Source organism: Phenylobacterium sp., assembly GCF_030698145.1.
In the GTDB taxonomy this organism is placed as follows: domain Bacteria; phylum Pseudomonadota; class Alphaproteobacteria; order Caulobacterales; family Caulobacteraceae; genus Phenylobacterium.
Map to the genome: position 1 here is coordinate 31777 of NZ_JAUYNW010000063.1, position 15389 is coordinate 47165.

Annotated in this window: 16 protein-coding genes; 11 read left to right on the top strand and 5 right to left on the bottom strand. The window is 69.8% G+C overall.

Features of this window, described 5'->3' with window-relative positions; genetic code table 11:
- From Q8Q77_RS09295 to Q8Q77_RS09305, 3 genes are all read left to right on the top strand, one after another.
- A complete protein-coding gene (locus tag Q8Q77_RS09295) occupies positions 1–897 on the top strand; it encodes an aldo/keto reductase (protein ID WP_305583295.1) in 897 nt (298 codons plus the stop codon).
- A gap of 92 nt (positions 898–989) precedes the next feature.
- Positions 990–1334 (top strand): Grx4 family monothiol glutaredoxin, encoded by a 345-nt coding sequence (gene grxD / locus Q8Q77_RS09300; protein ID WP_305583296.1) that lies wholly within the window; start codon positions 990–992, stop codon positions 1332–1334.
- Positions 1331–1750: a thioesterase family protein gene (locus Q8Q77_RS09305; RefSeq protein WP_305583297.1), complete on the top strand. Its 420-nt coding sequence runs from the start codon at positions 1331–1333 to the stop codon at positions 1748–1750. Before grxD ends, Q8Q77_RS09305 begins: the two co-directional genes overlap by 4 nt.
- Here Q8Q77_RS09305 and Q8Q77_RS09310 read toward each other — a convergent pair.
- Both Q8Q77_RS09310 and rpsD read right to left on the bottom strand, forming a co-directional pair.
- Positions 1747–2115 (bottom strand): hypothetical protein, encoded by a 369-nt coding sequence (locus Q8Q77_RS09310; RefSeq protein ID WP_305583298.1) that lies wholly within the window; start codon positions 2113–2115, stop codon positions 1747–1749. The two genes, Q8Q77_RS09305 and Q8Q77_RS09310, sit on opposite strands and share 4 nt — an antisense overlap.
- An 88-nt stretch (positions 2116–2203) precedes the next feature.
- On the bottom strand, positions 2204–2821 hold the full coding sequence (gene rpsD / locus Q8Q77_RS09315; protein ID WP_305583299.1) for a 30S ribosomal protein S4: 618 nt from the start codon (positions 2819–2821) through the stop codon (positions 2204–2206).
- 272 nt (positions 2822–3093) lie between these two features.
- Between rpsD and Q8Q77_RS09320 the strand changes: the two genes are divergently transcribed.
- The gene (locus Q8Q77_RS09320; RefSeq protein WP_305583300.1) at positions 3094–3546 is read left to right on the top strand and encodes a hypothetical protein; all 453 of its coding nucleotides are present in this window, start codon (positions 3094–3096) and stop codon (positions 3544–3546) included.
- 91 nt (positions 3547–3637) lie between these two features.
- Positions 3638–5374, top strand: a complete 1737-nt coding sequence (locus tag Q8Q77_RS09325) for a hypothetical protein (RefSeq protein WP_305583301.1) — start codon at positions 3638–3640, stop codon at positions 5372–5374.
- On the opposite strand, the gene Q8Q77_RS09330 is transcribed toward Q8Q77_RS09325, so the two are convergent.
- Positions 5371–6696 (bottom strand): DUF1254 domain-containing protein, encoded by a 1326-nt coding sequence (locus tag Q8Q77_RS09330; protein WP_305583302.1) that lies wholly within the window; start codon positions 6694–6696, stop codon positions 5371–5373. The genes Q8Q77_RS09325 and Q8Q77_RS09330 overlap by 4 nt on opposite strands.
- A 68-nt stretch (positions 6697–6764) precedes the next feature.
- Positions 6765–7538 carry an RNA methyltransferase gene (locus tag Q8Q77_RS09335; RefSeq protein WP_305583303.1) on the bottom strand — a complete coding sequence of 258 codons (774 nt, stop codon included), beginning with the start codon at positions 7536–7538 and terminating at the stop codon, positions 6765–6767.
- 129 nt (positions 7539–7667) lie between these two features.
- Here Q8Q77_RS09335 and Q8Q77_RS09340 point away from each other — a divergent pair, with 129 nt between their 5' ends.
- From Q8Q77_RS09340 to Q8Q77_RS09365, 6 genes are all read left to right on the top strand, one after another.
- Complete coding sequence (locus Q8Q77_RS09340; protein ID WP_305583304.1) at positions 7668–8279, top strand: DUF2726 domain-containing protein; 612 nt, start codon at positions 7668–7670, stop codon at positions 8277–8279.
- Between the two features lie 125 nt (positions 8280–8404).
- The gene (locus tag Q8Q77_RS09345) at positions 8405–9634 is read left to right on the top strand and encodes an NADP-dependent isocitrate dehydrogenase (RefSeq protein ID WP_305583305.1); all 1230 of its coding nucleotides are present in this window, start codon (positions 8405–8407) and stop codon (positions 9632–9634) included.
- A gap of 5 nt (positions 9635–9639) precedes the next feature.
- Entirely contained in the window at positions 9640–10188 is a 549-nt protein-coding gene (locus Q8Q77_RS09350) for a DUF2939 domain-containing protein (RefSeq protein ID WP_305583306.1), read from the top strand.
- 65 nt (positions 10189–10253) lie between these two features.
- The gene (locus Q8Q77_RS09355) at positions 10254–11801 is read left to right on the top strand and encodes an esterase-like activity of phytase family protein (RefSeq protein WP_305583307.1); all 1548 of its coding nucleotides are present in this window, start codon (positions 10254–10256) and stop codon (positions 11799–11801) included.
- Between the two features lie 85 nt (positions 11802–11886).
- Positions 11887–12264, top strand: coding sequence for a VOC family protein (locus tag Q8Q77_RS09360; RefSeq protein WP_305583308.1), 378 nt, complete (start codon positions 11887–11889; stop codon positions 12262–12264).
- A gap of 126 nt (positions 12265–12390) precedes the next feature.
- Entirely contained in the window at positions 12391–13296 is a 906-nt protein-coding gene (locus tag Q8Q77_RS09365; RefSeq protein WP_305583309.1) for a hypothetical protein, read from the top strand.
- Here the strand turns inward: Q8Q77_RS09365 and alaS are convergent.
- A partial coding sequence (gene alaS, locus Q8Q77_RS09370) for an alanine--tRNA ligase (RefSeq protein ID WP_305583310.1) occupies positions 13293–15389 on the bottom strand: 2097 nt, incomplete at its 5' end. The two genes, Q8Q77_RS09365 and alaS, sit on opposite strands and share 4 nt — an antisense overlap.

Here is a 15389-nt window from a genome sequence, read left to right on the forward strand (position 1 = left end):
ATGCGCTATCGCCCCTTCGGCATAACCGGCAAGGCGGTCTCGGCCGTCAGCCTGTTGTTGCGCGAAGCGCCGAACATGAGCTCGCCCCAGGCGTGGCGGACCCTGGTCTTCTCGGCCATGGAAAACGGGATCAACTTCTTCGAAGTGGCCGCCGGCGTCGATGTCGCCGCCCTCGGCCTGGGCGAGGCGCTGAAGTCGGTAGAGCGGCGGCTGCTGTTCCTGAGCTGGCGGCTGCGGGGCGACCCGCGCGGCGTGCTGACGGCCGAGGCCATCTCGCTCAGCATCCGCCACGGCCTGCAGAAGACCGGCGCGCTCTATTTCGACCTCGTGATGATCGACGAGGCCGCCTACGAGACCCTGGCGCCCGACGCCCTCGACCATCTGAGCCAGCTTCGCTCGGCCGGGCTCTGCCTGCAGGTGGGCGTCGTCGGCGACGGCCCGTCGGTCGACGAGGGTATCCGCAGCGCCAGCTTCGACGTGGCGACCACCCCCTTCAGCCTGACCTCCGACTGGCAGGCGCGCCGCCGCATCCGCGAGGCCGCGGCCAGCAACATGACCCTGGTGGCCAGCGATCCCTTCCCCGGCGGCGCCCTGGGCCGCGCCTCGCCCACCGCCTCGTCGCCACGCCGCAGCCTGCTCAGCCCCGGCCGGCCCGAGCCCCTGGCCGGCGCCGGCACCTACGCCTTCCTGCACGACACCCCCGGCTGGACCCCCGACGAGATCTGCCTGGCCTACACGCTCACCGAGCCGACCTTCGCCTCCGTCCAGCTCGAGGCCTTCCGCACCGAGGCCATCGAACGGTTCGCGGCCGTGACCGACAGGGACCTGCCCACCGGCGTGGCCGCCCAGATCGAGATGGCCCGCTTCGGCGAGCTCGCCGACCGCCGCCGGGCCTGAAGCCTGCACCCTGCGGCGTCGGGCGTCTTGACCCGCGGCCCTCCCGTCCCTAGCTGTCTGGCGAGATATTCGCCGCAAAGGCCCGTTTCGCCATGACCGACACCACCACCGCCAATCCCGCCCACGACTTCATCGCCAAGACCGTGGCCGACAATCCCGTGGTGCTGTTCATGAAGGGCGTGCCCGAACAGCCGCGCTGCGGCTTCTCGGCCCTGGTCGTGCAGATCCTCGACCACCTGGGCGCCGACTTCATCGGCGTCGACGTGCTACAGGACGACAGCCTGCGCGACGGCGTCAAGACCTTCACCGACTGGCCGACCATCCCGCAGCTCTATGTGAAGGGCGAGTTCGTCGGCGGCGCCGACATCATCCGCGAGATGTTCCAGTCGGGCGAACTGAAGCCCCTCCTGATCGAACAGGGCGTCCTGGCTGCGTGAGCCGACGCCTCGAGCCGCCCCCCGGCCGACAGGTCTTCACCCGCGAGTTCACGCCGTCTCCGTCGGACATCGACGAAAACGGCCACGTGAACAATGTGGTCTATGTCCGCTGGATTCAGGACATGGCCACCTCCCACTGGCGGGCCCTACAGCCGGACGGGGAACAGGCGGCCTGGGCCTGGATCGTCCTGCGCCATGAGATCGACTACCGCCGGGCCCTGATGCCCGGCGAGACGGCCCTGGCCACGACCTGGGTCGCCGAGGCGCCCGAAGGTCCGCGCTTCGACCGCTTCGTGCGCATCGACGGCCCCGACGGCGCCATGTGCGCCCAGTCCCGCACGGTCTGGTGCCTGGTGGAGGCCGGGACCGGACGGCCCAAGCGGGTCACCCCCGACATCGTGGCCCGGTTCACTTAGCGCCTCACCCAACTCCCTGGCCCGGTCCAGGCGGCCAGCGGGTTCAGCAGGAACAGCGGCGTGCGCTGCGTCACCCCCAACTCCTCATAGCTGAACGTCAGGTCGGTGTGGCCCATGGCGAAGGACCTGCACGGGTCCAGGCGCTTGCGGCCGAAGGCCAGCGTCATCGCCTCGCCCTTCCGCTCGACGAAGAACGAGAAGTCCTCCTTCTTGGTGCAGCCGTTGGACGCGACGCGGATGGTCAAAGCCTCCCGCCCGGCGCTGGCTGAGTAGAGCGGCTCCAGCTCCGACAGGACCCGCGGCGCGGCCGTGGCGCAGCCCGAGACCAGGGCCAGGCCCGCGACAAGGAGAAACCGGCGATTCATCGCGCCACTCCGCCACAATATCCCGCAAAGCAAAAGGCCCCGGATCGCTCCGGGGCCTTCGCGGATCTTGGTCGGGTTCGGCGGCCGGTTAGGACGCGTAGAACTCGATGACCAGGTTCGGCTCCATCTTCACCGGGTACGGGACCTCGGAGAATTCCGGCGCGCGGATGAACTTGGCGGTCATGCCCTTGGCGTCGACCTCGATGTAGTCCGGCGTGTCGCGCTCGCCCGACTGCAGGGCTTCCAGCACCAGCGCCATGTTCTTCGACCGCTCGCGGACCGAGACGATGTCGCCGGCCTTCACGCGATAGGAGGCGATGTTGACCCGGTTGCCGTTCACCAGCACGTGGCCGTGGTTCACGAACTGACGGGCGGCGAACACGGTCGGCACGAACTTGGAGCGGTAGACCACCGCGTCCAGGCGGCTTTCCAGCAGGCCGATCAGGTTCTCGGAGGTGTTGCCCTTGCGGCGGGCGGCCTCGGTGTAGGTGCGCGAGAACTGCTTTTCGGTCAGGTTACCGTAATAGCCCTTCAGCTTCTGCTTGGCGCGGAGCTGCAGGCCGAAATCGGAGACCTTCTGCTTGCGGCGCTGGCCATGCTGGCCGGGGCCGTAAGAGCGTTGATTGACGGGGGACTTCGGGCGACCCCAGATGTTCTCGCCCATCCGCCGGTCGATCTTGTACTTCGCCGAGTGGCGCTTCGACATACGTCGTCTCTCTTCATAGTCGACCCGGGCCGGCGCCCCCGATAGTGGAGGCGCGATCTCAACGGCGGCGATCAGGTCACCCGTCATAGGTTCGCGGACCCGCACGGTCTCCCGGCGGCGCGAAGGGGCGGTGTATGACGGCCGGCAGGGCGAAAGTCAATCTCGACGCCCTAGGCATGCCCCCGAAGCGCGCCCTCCGAAGCACGCCAGAGGGGAGAGCGCTTTACGGCCTGGCTGGCGGACGGGATAGTCGGCGCGGTTCGGAGTTTCCCATGACCGGCGCCCTTCGCCTCCTCCCCGCCCTGCTCCTGGCCCTGGCTGCGCCCGCCGCCCAGGCCGCCACGTCGCGGCCCGACCTGGCGCCGGGCGTCGAAGTGGACGACGCCTGCATGGCGGAGGCCTTGCTCGAGAGCGGCTTCCAGGGCGCCGTCCGCGTCGCCACGCCGGCCGCTCGCGACCATTCCCTGGAGGCCTGCGATCTCGAGGCCGAGACGCTGCTGGTCGCCGACTACCGCGCCGTGGCTGGGCCCTGCACGGCTGACGCCCTGCGCGACCAGGGGTTCCTGGGGCGGATCAACCGGCCCCGCCAGGTGGAACGCAACGATCCGGCCTGTCTCGCCCTCCAGGCGCCGGCCGCGCCGCCTTCGCCGCAAGACCTGGTGACCTTTCGCGGCGCCGACGGCCGGGAGATCACCACAATGCGTCCGATTCCCAACCCGTATTAGGCAATATTCGGTCCGAACTGGACCACGAGTACAGTAGTCTGGCCACCACCAGTCCGCGTAGCTCTGTGCGCCTTGTCATATGGGGGTCTCCATGCGCGTGTTCCTGCTCTCCACCGTCTTCGCCGCCGGCCTGATCGCCTTGCCCGCCGCGGCTCAGGACCACGCCGCCCACACCGCCGCCAAGGCCGAAGGCCCGGCCATGAACCACGGCGCCATGCCGATGCCGGGCGCGGCCATGCCGGCCATCTATATGGGCCAGGCCGACAAGCCCGGCGCCCCGGTGTTCGACGGCCTGGGCGACCACCGCCACCCGATCACCACCACCAATCCCCAGACCCAGAAGCTGTTCGACCAGGGCGTGAACCTGCTGTTCGGCTTCAATCACGCCGAGGCGATCCGCTCGTTCCGCGAGGCCGCGCGCCAGGATCCCGACTGCGCCATGTGCTGGTGGGGCGTGGCCTTCGCGCTGGGCTCCAACATCAACCTGCCGATGCAGGCTGACGCCGTCACCCCGGCCTGGCAGGCGCTGTCGCGCGCCCAGGTCCTGCAGTCCAAGGCCTCGCCACGCGAACAGGCCTGGATCGACGCCCTGTCGACCCGCTACGCCGCTCAGCCTCCAGCCGACCGCAAGCCCCTGGACGAGGCCTTCGCCAAGGCCATGGGCGATCTCGCCCGCGCCGACCCGTCGGACCTGGACGCGGCCACCTTCTACGCCGAAGCCATGATGGACACCCAGCCCTGGGACTACTGGCAGGCCGACGCCGTCACCTCGAAGGGCAAGGGCGCGGAAATCCTCGCCGCGCTGGAGGGGGTGATCGCCAAGGCGCCCAACCATCCAGGGGCCCTGCATCTCTATATCCACGCCGTGGAGGCCTCGACGACGCCCGAGCGGGCGGAGGCCGCCTCCGACCGGCTGCTGACCCTGATGCCCAAAGCCGGGCACATCGTCCACATGCCCAGCCACATCTTCTACCGGGTGGGGCGCTACGCCGACGCGGCCCGGTCCAACGAGATGGCGGCCCTGGTGGACGAGGAGTACATCGCCGCCTGCCGGGCGCAGGGCTTCTATCCGGCTGGCTATTACGGCCACAACATCCACTTCCTGTGGACCTCGGCGGAGATGGAGGGGCGCTCCCTGGTCTCGCACCAGGCCGCCCGGCGGCTGGTCAAGGCGGTCAAGGCCGAGGAGACGGCCGCCAACCTGCCGCTGGCCGAACTCTTCGTCTACACGCCGGTCGTGAACCTGCTGCGGTTCGGCAAGTGGGACGCGGTGCTGGCCGAACCGCCGCCGCCGCCCGGCCTCAAGCTCGACACCGCCATCTGGCTCTACGCCCACGGGATCGCCGCGGCCAATACGGGCGATCGCGCCACGGCCCTGGCAGACCGGGCCAGGCTGGAGGCCCTGACCCGCGCCGACCTCTCGGCCTTCGACGCCTTCGCCATCCCCGCCAAGCCGATGACGGAGCTGGCGCTGGCCCTGCTGGACGGCGAGATCGCCCGCAAGGATGGGGTGCTGGACGCCGCCATCGTGCGTTTCCGCAAGGCCTCCGAACTGGAGCGCGCCCTGCCCTATACCGAGCCGGCCTACTGGCATTCGCCGGTCAGCCACTATCTGGGCGCGGCCCTGCTGGAGGCCGGCCGCGTGCAGGAAGCCGAGGCCGTCTATCGCGACAGCCTCAAGCACTACCGCCGCGACGGCTGGGCGCTCTACGGCCTGACCCAGGCCCTCGACCGCCAGGGCAAGAAGGACGAAGCCGCCACGACCCGCGCGGCCTTCGACGAGGCCTGGAAGACGGCCGACGTGAAGTTGACCGCCTCGCGGTTCTAGGCCTTGACCACCGGCGGGAAGCGGAAGCGGCCGTCCAGCATCTCGGCGCGCGGCAGATAGGCGCGCAAGGTCATGGCGAACGGTCCCTGGGCCGGCGCCGGCAGCCAGTTGGCGCTCCGATCGCCGCCCGGATCGGTGCGGCCGATCCAGATGTCCAGCGACCCGTCGGCGTTGCGCTTCAGGCCGCTGGTGCGGTCGCCGATGGCGAAGCGCTTGATTGGGTTCTGCGTCAGGAAGAACTGACCCTGGGGCGTGGCCTCGTACATGGTCAGCGACCAGAAGCCGTCCAGCGGCAGGTTGGCGGGCATGGTCAGCCGGCGCAAACCGTCGCCGGTGAACCGACCGCTTCCGTCTTCGCCCTGGGCCCGCATGTACATGGCCTCGACCGGGGTCAGGGCCGCCAAGCCGCCGAGCGCCACCATGGCCCGGAAGAGATAGTCCTGGCCGAAGAGACCCAGATTGGCGCGCGGATAGCTCCAGCCGTCGATGAAGGTCTGGCGCCCGGCATTGGCCAGGATCATGGCCTTGGCCTCGGCGACCCCGGCCTCGATCTGGGCGAGCTCACCGGCGTTGAAGCGCTTGGGGTCGAAGCCCGAGACGGGGCCGAGCCCCAGGGCCGCGACGCGGCGGAACAGGCCCAGGTCCTCGGGCCGCGGCGGATCGGAGGCCAGCAGCGCCTGGGCGCTGGCGAAATAGTCGCCGGGCGGGGCGTTGCGCGCGGCGACGGCCGGCGGCGCGGCTGTCGCCGGGCCCCTGAGGACGATCCCATCCTGCACCGCGTGGGCAGCGGCGAGATCGGCCTCGCCATCGACCAGGGTGCGAGCCAGCACCCAGGCATGTGGCGTGGCGACCCGCACCAGGTTGGCCCCCGACCCCGGCTGTTTCGGCCCGACCAGGGTGAAGGTCCCGCCCTCGCTTCCCAGGGTTCGCGTGCCCAGGATGGCGTCGTTGTCCGTGTACATGTCGAGCACCGCCACCGAGAGGTAGCGCTTGCCCGAGGCCGGCAGGGTCAGCGTCGCCGGCCCCGCCGTCAGGTCCAGCCAGGCGCTGGAATAGAGGGTGTCGTTGTTGGGCGTGGTGATCGCCCGGCTGGCCGGGGTGGCCAGGTTGCGGCCATGGACGAAGCCGTTGACTGCCGCCGGCTGGTCGCCCGGCCGGGCCCGCAGCATCCGCATCCGCGCCTGGCCCATCTCGATCAGCGGCAGAGCGAAGATCCAGGCCTCCCGCGCCGCGGCCTTGAGGTCGCCGTCCGCCGCCAGGGCCCGCGCGCCTGGAGCCAGTCCCATGGCCGCCACCGCCGCCAGCAGATTCCGTCTGTTCATGATCCCCTCCCATCCCATCCCGCTAGGGGCGATCTGACGCCGCCCTGGATCGCCGTTCAAGCGCCGCCTCAGTCCTTCCTCGCCGCCTTCTCCCGCGCCAAGCGGTCCAGCACCCGGCCCCGCCCCTGGGAGAGCGCCGTGACCACACCGCGGAAGGTGCGCACCTCCTGGTCGGAGAACCGGGCCCGCGCAAGCGCCGAGCGCAGGTTCTGGATCATCGAGGGCCGCTTCTCGGGCGGGTGGAAGAAGCCGGCGTCGTCCAGTTCGCGCTCGAAATGCTCGTAGAGGCCCAGCATGGCCGCCGCGTCGGCGGCCGGCGGTCCCTCGCGGAACGCCGGCGGCGCGCCGGCTTCGGTCGTCATCCGCCACTCATAGGCGTTGATCGCCACGGCCTGGGCGAGGTTGAGCGACCGGAACCTGGGATCGATCGGCAGGGTCACCACCGCCGAGCACAGGGCGATGTCGGCGGTCTCCAGCCCCGCGCGCTCGCCGCCGAACAGCAGACCCACGGCATGGCCCTGGGCCACCTCGCCCGCCAGGTTCGCCGCCGCCGCGCGCGGGGTGAGGATCGGCAGCTGCAGCTCGCGCGGCCGCGCCGTCGTCGCATAGACCAGATGCAGGTCGGCGATGGCGGCCTCGACGCTCTCATAGATCCGAGCGGCGTTCAGCGGCCACTCGGCGCCCGAGGCCGCCGCCCAGGCGTGCTCCTGGGGCCAGCCGTCGCGCGGATTGACCAGCCGCAGGTCGGCCAGACCGAAATTGGCCATCACCCGGGCCACGGCGCCGATGTTCTGCGCCAACTGGGGCTTGTCGAGGATGATACAGGGCGGGAGGGAGCTCATGCCGCGTTTTCCATCCGATGCGGCGTTCGATGCAAGGGCCGAGGGGTCGGGAAACCCCGGACGCGAGGAATCCGGGGTTTGCCCGGTGCAACCTGCTGGGGCACTATCGCCTCAATCTCGGGAGGCGGCATGTCGGAGAGCCTATCCCTATTGCTCGCCGGCGCCGTTGCGGTCGCCTTCCTGGCCGGGCTGTACGGCGAGCGCTGGCGCTCCAGGCTCGGACGTCGGAGCTGGCGCATACCCCCCGCCCGCAAGCAGTTCGCTTCCGTCCATTTGGTCGACGCCACGCCGACCGGCCCGATCACGGATTCCGCCGACCAGCTTCGCATAGTCATGGGAGCGCGGTTCGAACGGCGCCGCCTGCTCACCAAGTCGGAAGCCCGGGTGTTCTATGCGGCTGAGAAGGCGGTCAGGGACCAGAAACTGGCGTGGCGGGTGATGGCCCAGGTGAGCCTCGGTGAGATTCTGTCCTCACCCGACGCCCGCGCCTATGGCGCCATCAACAGCAAACGTGTCGACGTACTTCTGATCTCGGCGAGCGGTGATCCACTTGCCGCCATCGAGTATCAGGGCGGCGGCCACTATCAGGGCACGGCGCCGGCCCGCGACGCCGTAAAGAAGGAAGCCCTGCGCCGCGCCGGCGTTCGCTACATAGAGATCACACCCGAACACGACGCGGCCGACGTGGCGCGGGAGATTGCGCGCGTCGCAGCGGCGGATGTGCGCCCGGGGTCTTCCTAGGGCTGAACGCGCAGGCCGATCCGATGTCACCTCCCGCTTCTGCACGTGGCAGGCTTTGCGTCCTGGCGCGGGCCTAGTATACGGCCCCCAACCCCGCCGTTACGCCCTCGGAGCGCTTCGCCCACATGGCCAAGAAGATCAAAGTCGCCAATCCCGTCGTCGACCTCGACGGGGACGAGATGACCCGCATCATCTGGAAGTGGATCAAGGACAAGCTGATCTTCCCGTATCTCGACCTCGAGATCGACTATTACGACCTGGGGATGGAGCACCGCGACGCCACCGACGACAAGGTGACGACCGACGCGGCCGAGGCGATCAAGCGCCATGGCGTCGGCATCAAGTGCGCCACCATCACCCCCGACGAAGCGCGGGTCGAAGAATTCAAGCTCAAGAAGATGTGGAAGTCGCCCAACGGCACCATCCGCAACATCCTGGGCGGCGTGGTCTTCCGCGAGCCGATCATCTGCAAGAACGTGCCGCGCCTGATCCCGGGCTGGACCCAGCCGATCATCATCGGCCGCCACGCCTTCGGCGACCAGTACCGCGCCACCGACTTCCTGGTGCCCGGCCCCGGCACGATGACCATCAAGTGGGTCGGCGACAACGGCGAGACCATTGAGCACGAGGTGTTCAAGTACCCTGGCTCCGGCGTGGCCATGGCCATGTACAACCTCGACGACTCGATCCGCGAGTTCGCCCACGCCTGCTTCGCCTACGCGCTGAAGCGCAAGTACCCGCTGTACCTGTCGTCCAAGAACACGATCCTCAAGGCCTATGACGGGCGCTTCAAGGACATCTTCGCCGAGGTCTTCGCCAGCGACTACCAGGCGCAGTTCAAGGAGGCCGGGATCGTCTACGAGCACCGCCTGATCGACGACATGGTGGCCTCGGCGCTGAAGTGGTCCGGCGGCTTCATCTGGGCCTGCAAGAACTACGACGGCGACGTGCAGTCCGACCAGGTCGCCCAGGGCTTCGGCTCGCTCGGCCTGATGACCTCGGTGCTGATCACCCCGGACGGCAAGATCATGGAGGCCGAGGCCGCCCACGGCACCGTCACCCGTCACTATCGCCAACATCAGCGCGGCGAATCGACCTCCACCAACTCCATCGCCTCGATCTTCGCCTGGACCCAAGGCTTGAAGCACCGCGCCAAGCTGGACGGCAATCCCGAGCTCGACCACTTCGCCGACACCCTTGAGAAGGTCTGCGTCTCCACCGTGGAGAGCGGCTCGATGACCAAGGACCTGGCGCTGCTGGTCGGCGACACCCAGGGCTGGCTGACCACCGAGGGCTTCATCGACAAGGTCGCCGCCAATCTGGAGAAGGCGCTGGCCGAGTCGCCCGCCGCCTGACCGCCGTGGACCCGCGCGCGCCCGACGGCTGGAGCCTGGGACGCGCGGTTTTCCGCCTGATCGTCACCCTGATCCTGGGAACGGCGCTGGTCTTCGCGGCCGCGCCGTTCTTCGCGTTCCGGGCCCTGAAGGCCGCGGCGCGGGACGGCGACACCCAGGCTCTCGCCGAGCTTGTCGACTACCGCGCGGTGCGCGAGGGTCTGCGCCCGCAGGTGGCCGCCCGGCCGGTCGCCGCGCCGGCCCCGCCCGACATCTGGTCCGACCCCGTCGGCGCCATGCGCCGGGCCATCGAACCGCTCACGACCGCCCCGCCGGCCGTCGAACCCTATCTGAACGCCCAGGGCCTCCACGACCTGACCCGCGGCTATGCGCCGGGCAAGGCGCCCGCCGAGGCCAGGGCTCCGTTCCCCACGCTCCGCTATTGGGGACCCAATCGCGCGCGGTTCGCCGTGACAGCGTCGGGCGCGCAGGAGCCCGTCATATTCAGCTTCCAGCGGCGCGACCTCTTCACCTGGAAGCTGGTCCAGATCCGGGCGCCGCGGGGCAAGTTCTAGGCGCGCACTGTCACACCACCGCCAATGACCGCTGCTAGGCGGGACCCTTGCTGAGGGGACCATCCATGATCTCGATCCGTTGGGCCGCGCTCGCCGCGGCCGCCCTGTCGGCGTTGGTTCTCGCGGCTCCGGCCAAGGCCCAGGTCTACGCCACCCCCAACCTCACCCAGGCGAGCGGGCCGGAGCCCGTCTCCCTGGAAGGCCAGGCCTTCGTCAATCACGGGCTGGTCGCGGTCGGCCGCCTGCCGGCCGCGACGCGGGACTTCGCCGGAGAGACCCTGGGCTCGTTCTCGGGCATGGCGCTCGACCTCGCCACTTGGCGCCGGCGTCCCGACGGCGCCTATGTCGGCAAGCTGTTCACGCTGCCCGACCGCGGCCCCAACGATGTCGGCCCGTTCAAGGGCACGACCGATTACCGCAACCGTGTCCACACCCACGACCTGGTGTTGACGCTCCATGCGACGGGCTCGCAGAACCAGCTCGCCATCACGCCGACCGGCGGCTTCCTGCTGACCGATTCCGCCGGCCAGCCGTTCACGGGCAAGGACGCCGGGAACCATGTCATCACCCGCGACGGCGTCGTCTATCCCAGCCCGGCGAGCGGCGAGGGTGCGGGCCGGATCAGCCTGGATTCCGAGGCTATCGCTCGGCTCGCCGACGGCTCGTTCTACGTCTCCGACGAGTACGCGCCCGGTATCTACTATTTTGACCCGACGGGCCGTCAGATCGGCGCGATCCAGACGGTCGCCGCCCTGCTTCCGCGCGTGGACGATGTAGTGAACATGAACGGCGCGGCCGCGCCGAAGAGCGGTCGACGGCACAATCAGGGCATCGAGGCCCTTTCCATCACCCCCGACGGACACAAGCTGGTCGCCGTGTTGCAGAGCGCCACGGTGCAGGACTCGGGCTCGGGAAATCCGGGCCGCAACAACACCCGTATCCTGATCTACGACATCTCGACCAACCGCACACCCACCGCGCCGGTCGAACACTATGTCCTGCAACTGCCCGTGATCAGCGCGCCCGGGACCGGCGGCGCGGCCACCGCAACCGCCGCGCAGTCGGAAGTTCTGGCGCTCAACGCCCGCCAGTTCCTGGTGCTGGCGCGCGACGGCGTCGGTCGCGGCTCAGGCGTCAACGCCGCCAATTCGCCGGTCTATAAGAGCGTGCTGTTGGTCGACACCACGGGCGCCGCCAACATCGCCGGCACGCCGTTCGAGACCTCGCCCGGCGGGACCGTCTCCCCCGGCGGGGTGCTGGACGGCGCGATCACGCCCGTGCGGCAGGTTCAGCTCGTCAACATGCTGAACCCCACTCAGCTCGGCGCCTTCGGCCTCAACCTCAAGACCGCGCCGTCCGACGCCTCCTCCCTGTCCGAGAAGTGGGAGGCCCTTGCGCTCGCGCCCGCCCTCGATCCCGCCGCCCCGACGGATGTCTTCCTCCTGGTGGGCAACGACAACGACTTCGTGGTCGGCGCGGGCCGCGTCAACGGACAGGACTTCGACGCCGCGTTGAAGGGCGATGGCGGAACCGGCGATCATGACAGCCTCATCCTGGTCTATCGCCTGACCCTGCCGACCTATCCGGCGTCGGCGGCGACGGTTCCCCGGTAGGCGATCCCCGTCGCGCCGCGCACTACGTTCTTGTTATGTTCTTATTCCGGCGCTAGGGTGACCGCTCCTAGGACGGGAGGATCGAATGATCGGATATGTGACTATCGGAGCCCTGGACGTCGAGGCGGCGACGCCGTTCTACGACGCGGTGCTGGGCGCCATCGGTTATGAGCGCAAGTTCCTGGACGGCGGCTGGGCGGGCTACGGCCCCAAGGACGCCGACGCCAACACCTTCATCTGCCCACCATTCGACGGGCAGCCGGCGCGGGGCGGCAACGGGATCATGATCGCCTTCAAGGGCCCCGACACCGGATCGGTGGACGCCGCCCATGTGGCGGCGCTCGCCCATGGCGGCGGCGACGAGGGTGCCCCTGGGCCCAGGCCGCCGGAGTCCACCAGCTTCTACGCGGCCTATATGCGTGACCCGACCGGCAACAAGTTCGCGGTGTTCGCCAAGCCCTGACCGGGCTTGGGGTTGGCGAGTGGACGACGAAAAGGCCGGGGCGAACCCCGGCCTTCCACCTGTCTCGAAACCGTGATCGTCTAGGCGAGCGCGGCGGCGTCCGGCCACGCCCTTCGGAGCCCGACCATGCGCGCCCTCGCCGCGATCGCCTGCAGCCTCCTCGTGACGAGTCCCGCCGCCGCCGAAGTCTGCGAGGCGTGGGCGCCGGCGCAAGCCTTCGGGGCGCTCGAGGTCAGCCTCATCGACGAGGCCAGCGGCCTGGAGGTCTCCGACCGTCACCCCGACCGCCTCTACCACAACAACGACAGCGGCGACGGCCTGCGGTTCTACGTCTCCGACCTCAAGGGCCAGGGGACGCGGGCCGTGGAGATCAAGGGCGACCAGCCGCTGGACATAGAGGAGATGTCGCTCGGGCCCTGCGGGCGCAAGACCTGCCTCTATCTCGGCGACATCGGCGACAACCCGGCCAAGCGCGAGGGGGTGGTCTTCACCCTGGTGGTCGAGAAGAAGGCCTTCGGCGAGCGGGTGAAGGCCCTTCGCACCGTCCGCGCCCGCTATCCCGACGGGCCGCACAACGCCGAGGCCTTCGCGGTCCACCCGGACGGTGACCTCTACCTGGCGACCAAGCCGGCCGACGCGAAAATGATGACCCCGGGCCCCGCGTTGGTCTACCGGCTGAGCGCCGCCCAACTCCGCAACGGCAAGGACGTGCAGACCTTCACCAAGGTTGGCGAGATCGACCTGCCGAAGATCATGGCCGCCTATCCCTTCCCCGGCTCGATCGCCACGGCGCTGGACATCGCCAGCGACGGCAAGCGGGCGCTGCTGCTGACCTATGTCGCCGCCCTGGTGCTGGACTTCGACATCGCCAAGGGCCTCAGCGGACCCCATCAGGTGGTGTCGCTCGACACCCTGCCCCAGCAGGAGGCCGCGGCCTGGCTGCCGGATGGGTCAGGCTTCCTCTACGACACCGAGCAGACCCGCAGGGTCAAGGGCGCCAAGATCAACCAGGTGCTCTGCAAGGCGCCTTAGGCGCCCAGCAGGGCCTTGATCGCCGCCAGGCCTTCGGCCGCCTTGCCGCCGTCGGGCGCGCCGCCCTGGGCGAAGTCGGGACGTCCGCCCGCGCCCTGGCCGCCCATGGCCAGCACCGCGGCCTTGGTCAGGTCCACGGCGTTGAACGTCGCCGAGGCTCCGCCGACCACCGCCACGGCCACGGCCCCCTTGCCGTCGGCTGAGCCGATCAGGGCGATGACGCCGTCGCTCACCTGCTTGCGGAACTCCTCGACCATGGGCCGCAGGTCCTTGCCGCCGACCCCGTCCATGACGCGGGCGATGACCTGGACGCCACCGATCTCTTCCGGACCCGCCGGAGCCCCGCCCGATCCGCCGCCGCCCATGGCGAGCTGGCGCTTGGCCTCGGAGAGCTCCTTCTCCAGCTTGCGGCGCTGGGCGTCGAGCGCGTCGACCCGCGCCAGGACCTCGGAGACCGGGGTCTTGAACTGGTCGGCGAGGGCCTTGGCCACCTGGGCCTGCTCCACCAGCCAGCGGCGCGCCGCCTCGCCGGTCAGGGCCTCGATCCGCCGCACGCCGGCGGCCACGCCGCCTTCGGAGACCACCTTGAACAGGGCGATGTCGCCGGTGCGCGCCACATGGGTGCCGCCGCACAGCTCCACCGAATAGTCGCCCTCGCCTTCCAGCGCGCGGCCCAGGGTCAGGACCCGGACGCTGTCGCCGTACTTCTCGCCGAACAGGGCCATGGCCCCGGCCTCGATGGCCTCGTCGGGCGCCATCTCCTTGGTCACCGCCGGCAGGTTCTGACGGATCACCGCGTTGACCTCGACCTCGATCTTCTCGATCTCGTCGGGGGTCAGCGGGCCGCCGTGGCTGAAGTCGAAGCGGATGCGCTCGCCATCGACCATCTGGCCCTTCTGCGAGACGTGGGGGCCCAGCACGTGGCGCAGGGCCGCGTGCAGCAGGTGGGTCGCCGAGTGGTTGGACCGCGTGGTGATGCGGACCTGCGGGTCCACCGCCAGGCGCACGTCGTGGCCCGGCTCCAGCGCGCCCTGCAGGATCTCGATCTCGTGGACATAGAGGTCTCCGGCCTGCTTCTGGGTGTCGAGCACCCGGGCGCGGCCGTCGGTCCATTCGATCTCGCCGACATCGCCGGCTTGGCCGCCGCTCTCGGCGTAGAAGGGCGTGCGGTCGAAGACCGCCAGGACGGTCTCGCCGGCCTTGGTCTCGGTGATTTCGGCGCCGTGGGCGACCAGGGCCTGCAGCTTGCCCGTGGCCTCGGTCGTCTCGTAGCCGACGAACTTGGTCGCGCCCACGCGCTCGCGGATGGCGAACCATTCGGCCGCCTGGCTGGCCTGGCCTGAGCCGGTCCAGGCCTCGCGCGCCTGGTCCTTCTGGCGCTTCATGGCCGCGTCGAAGCCGGCCAGGTCGACGGTCAGCCCCTTGTTGCGCACCGCGTCCTGGGTGAGGTCGAGCGGGAAGCCGTAGGTGTCGTAGAGCTTGAAGGCGGTCTCGCCAGAGAGCACGCCGCCTTGCGTCATCTTGGCGGTCGCCTCGTCCAGCAGGGCCATGCCACGGCCGAGCGTGCGGCGGAAGCGTTCCTCCTCCTGGCGCAGGGTCTCGACGATCACTGGCTCGGCGCGGCGCAGCTCGGGATAGGCCCCGCCCATCTCGGCCACCAGGACCGGCGCCAGGCGGTGCATCAACGGCTCCTCGGCGCCCAGCAGGTGGGCGTGGCGCATGGCGCGGCGCATGATCCGGCGCAGGACGTAGCCGCGGCCCTCGTTGGAGGGCGAGACCCCGTCGGCGATCAGGAAGCTCACCGAGCGCAGGTGGTCGGCGATCACCCGGTGCGAAGGGCCGTTGGAGCCCCCGGCCACCAGCGCCTTGGACGCCGCGATCAGGGTGCGGAACAGGTCGATGTCGTAGTTGTCGTGCACGCCCTGCAGGACCGCGGCGATGCGCTCTAGGCCCATGCCGGTGTCGATCTGCGGCTTGGGCAGGTCGCGGCGCGTGCCGTCGGCGAACTGCTCGAACTGCATGAAGACCAGGTTCCAGATCTCCACGAACCGGTCGCCGTCCTCGTCCGGGCTGCCGGGCGGGCCGCCGGGGAT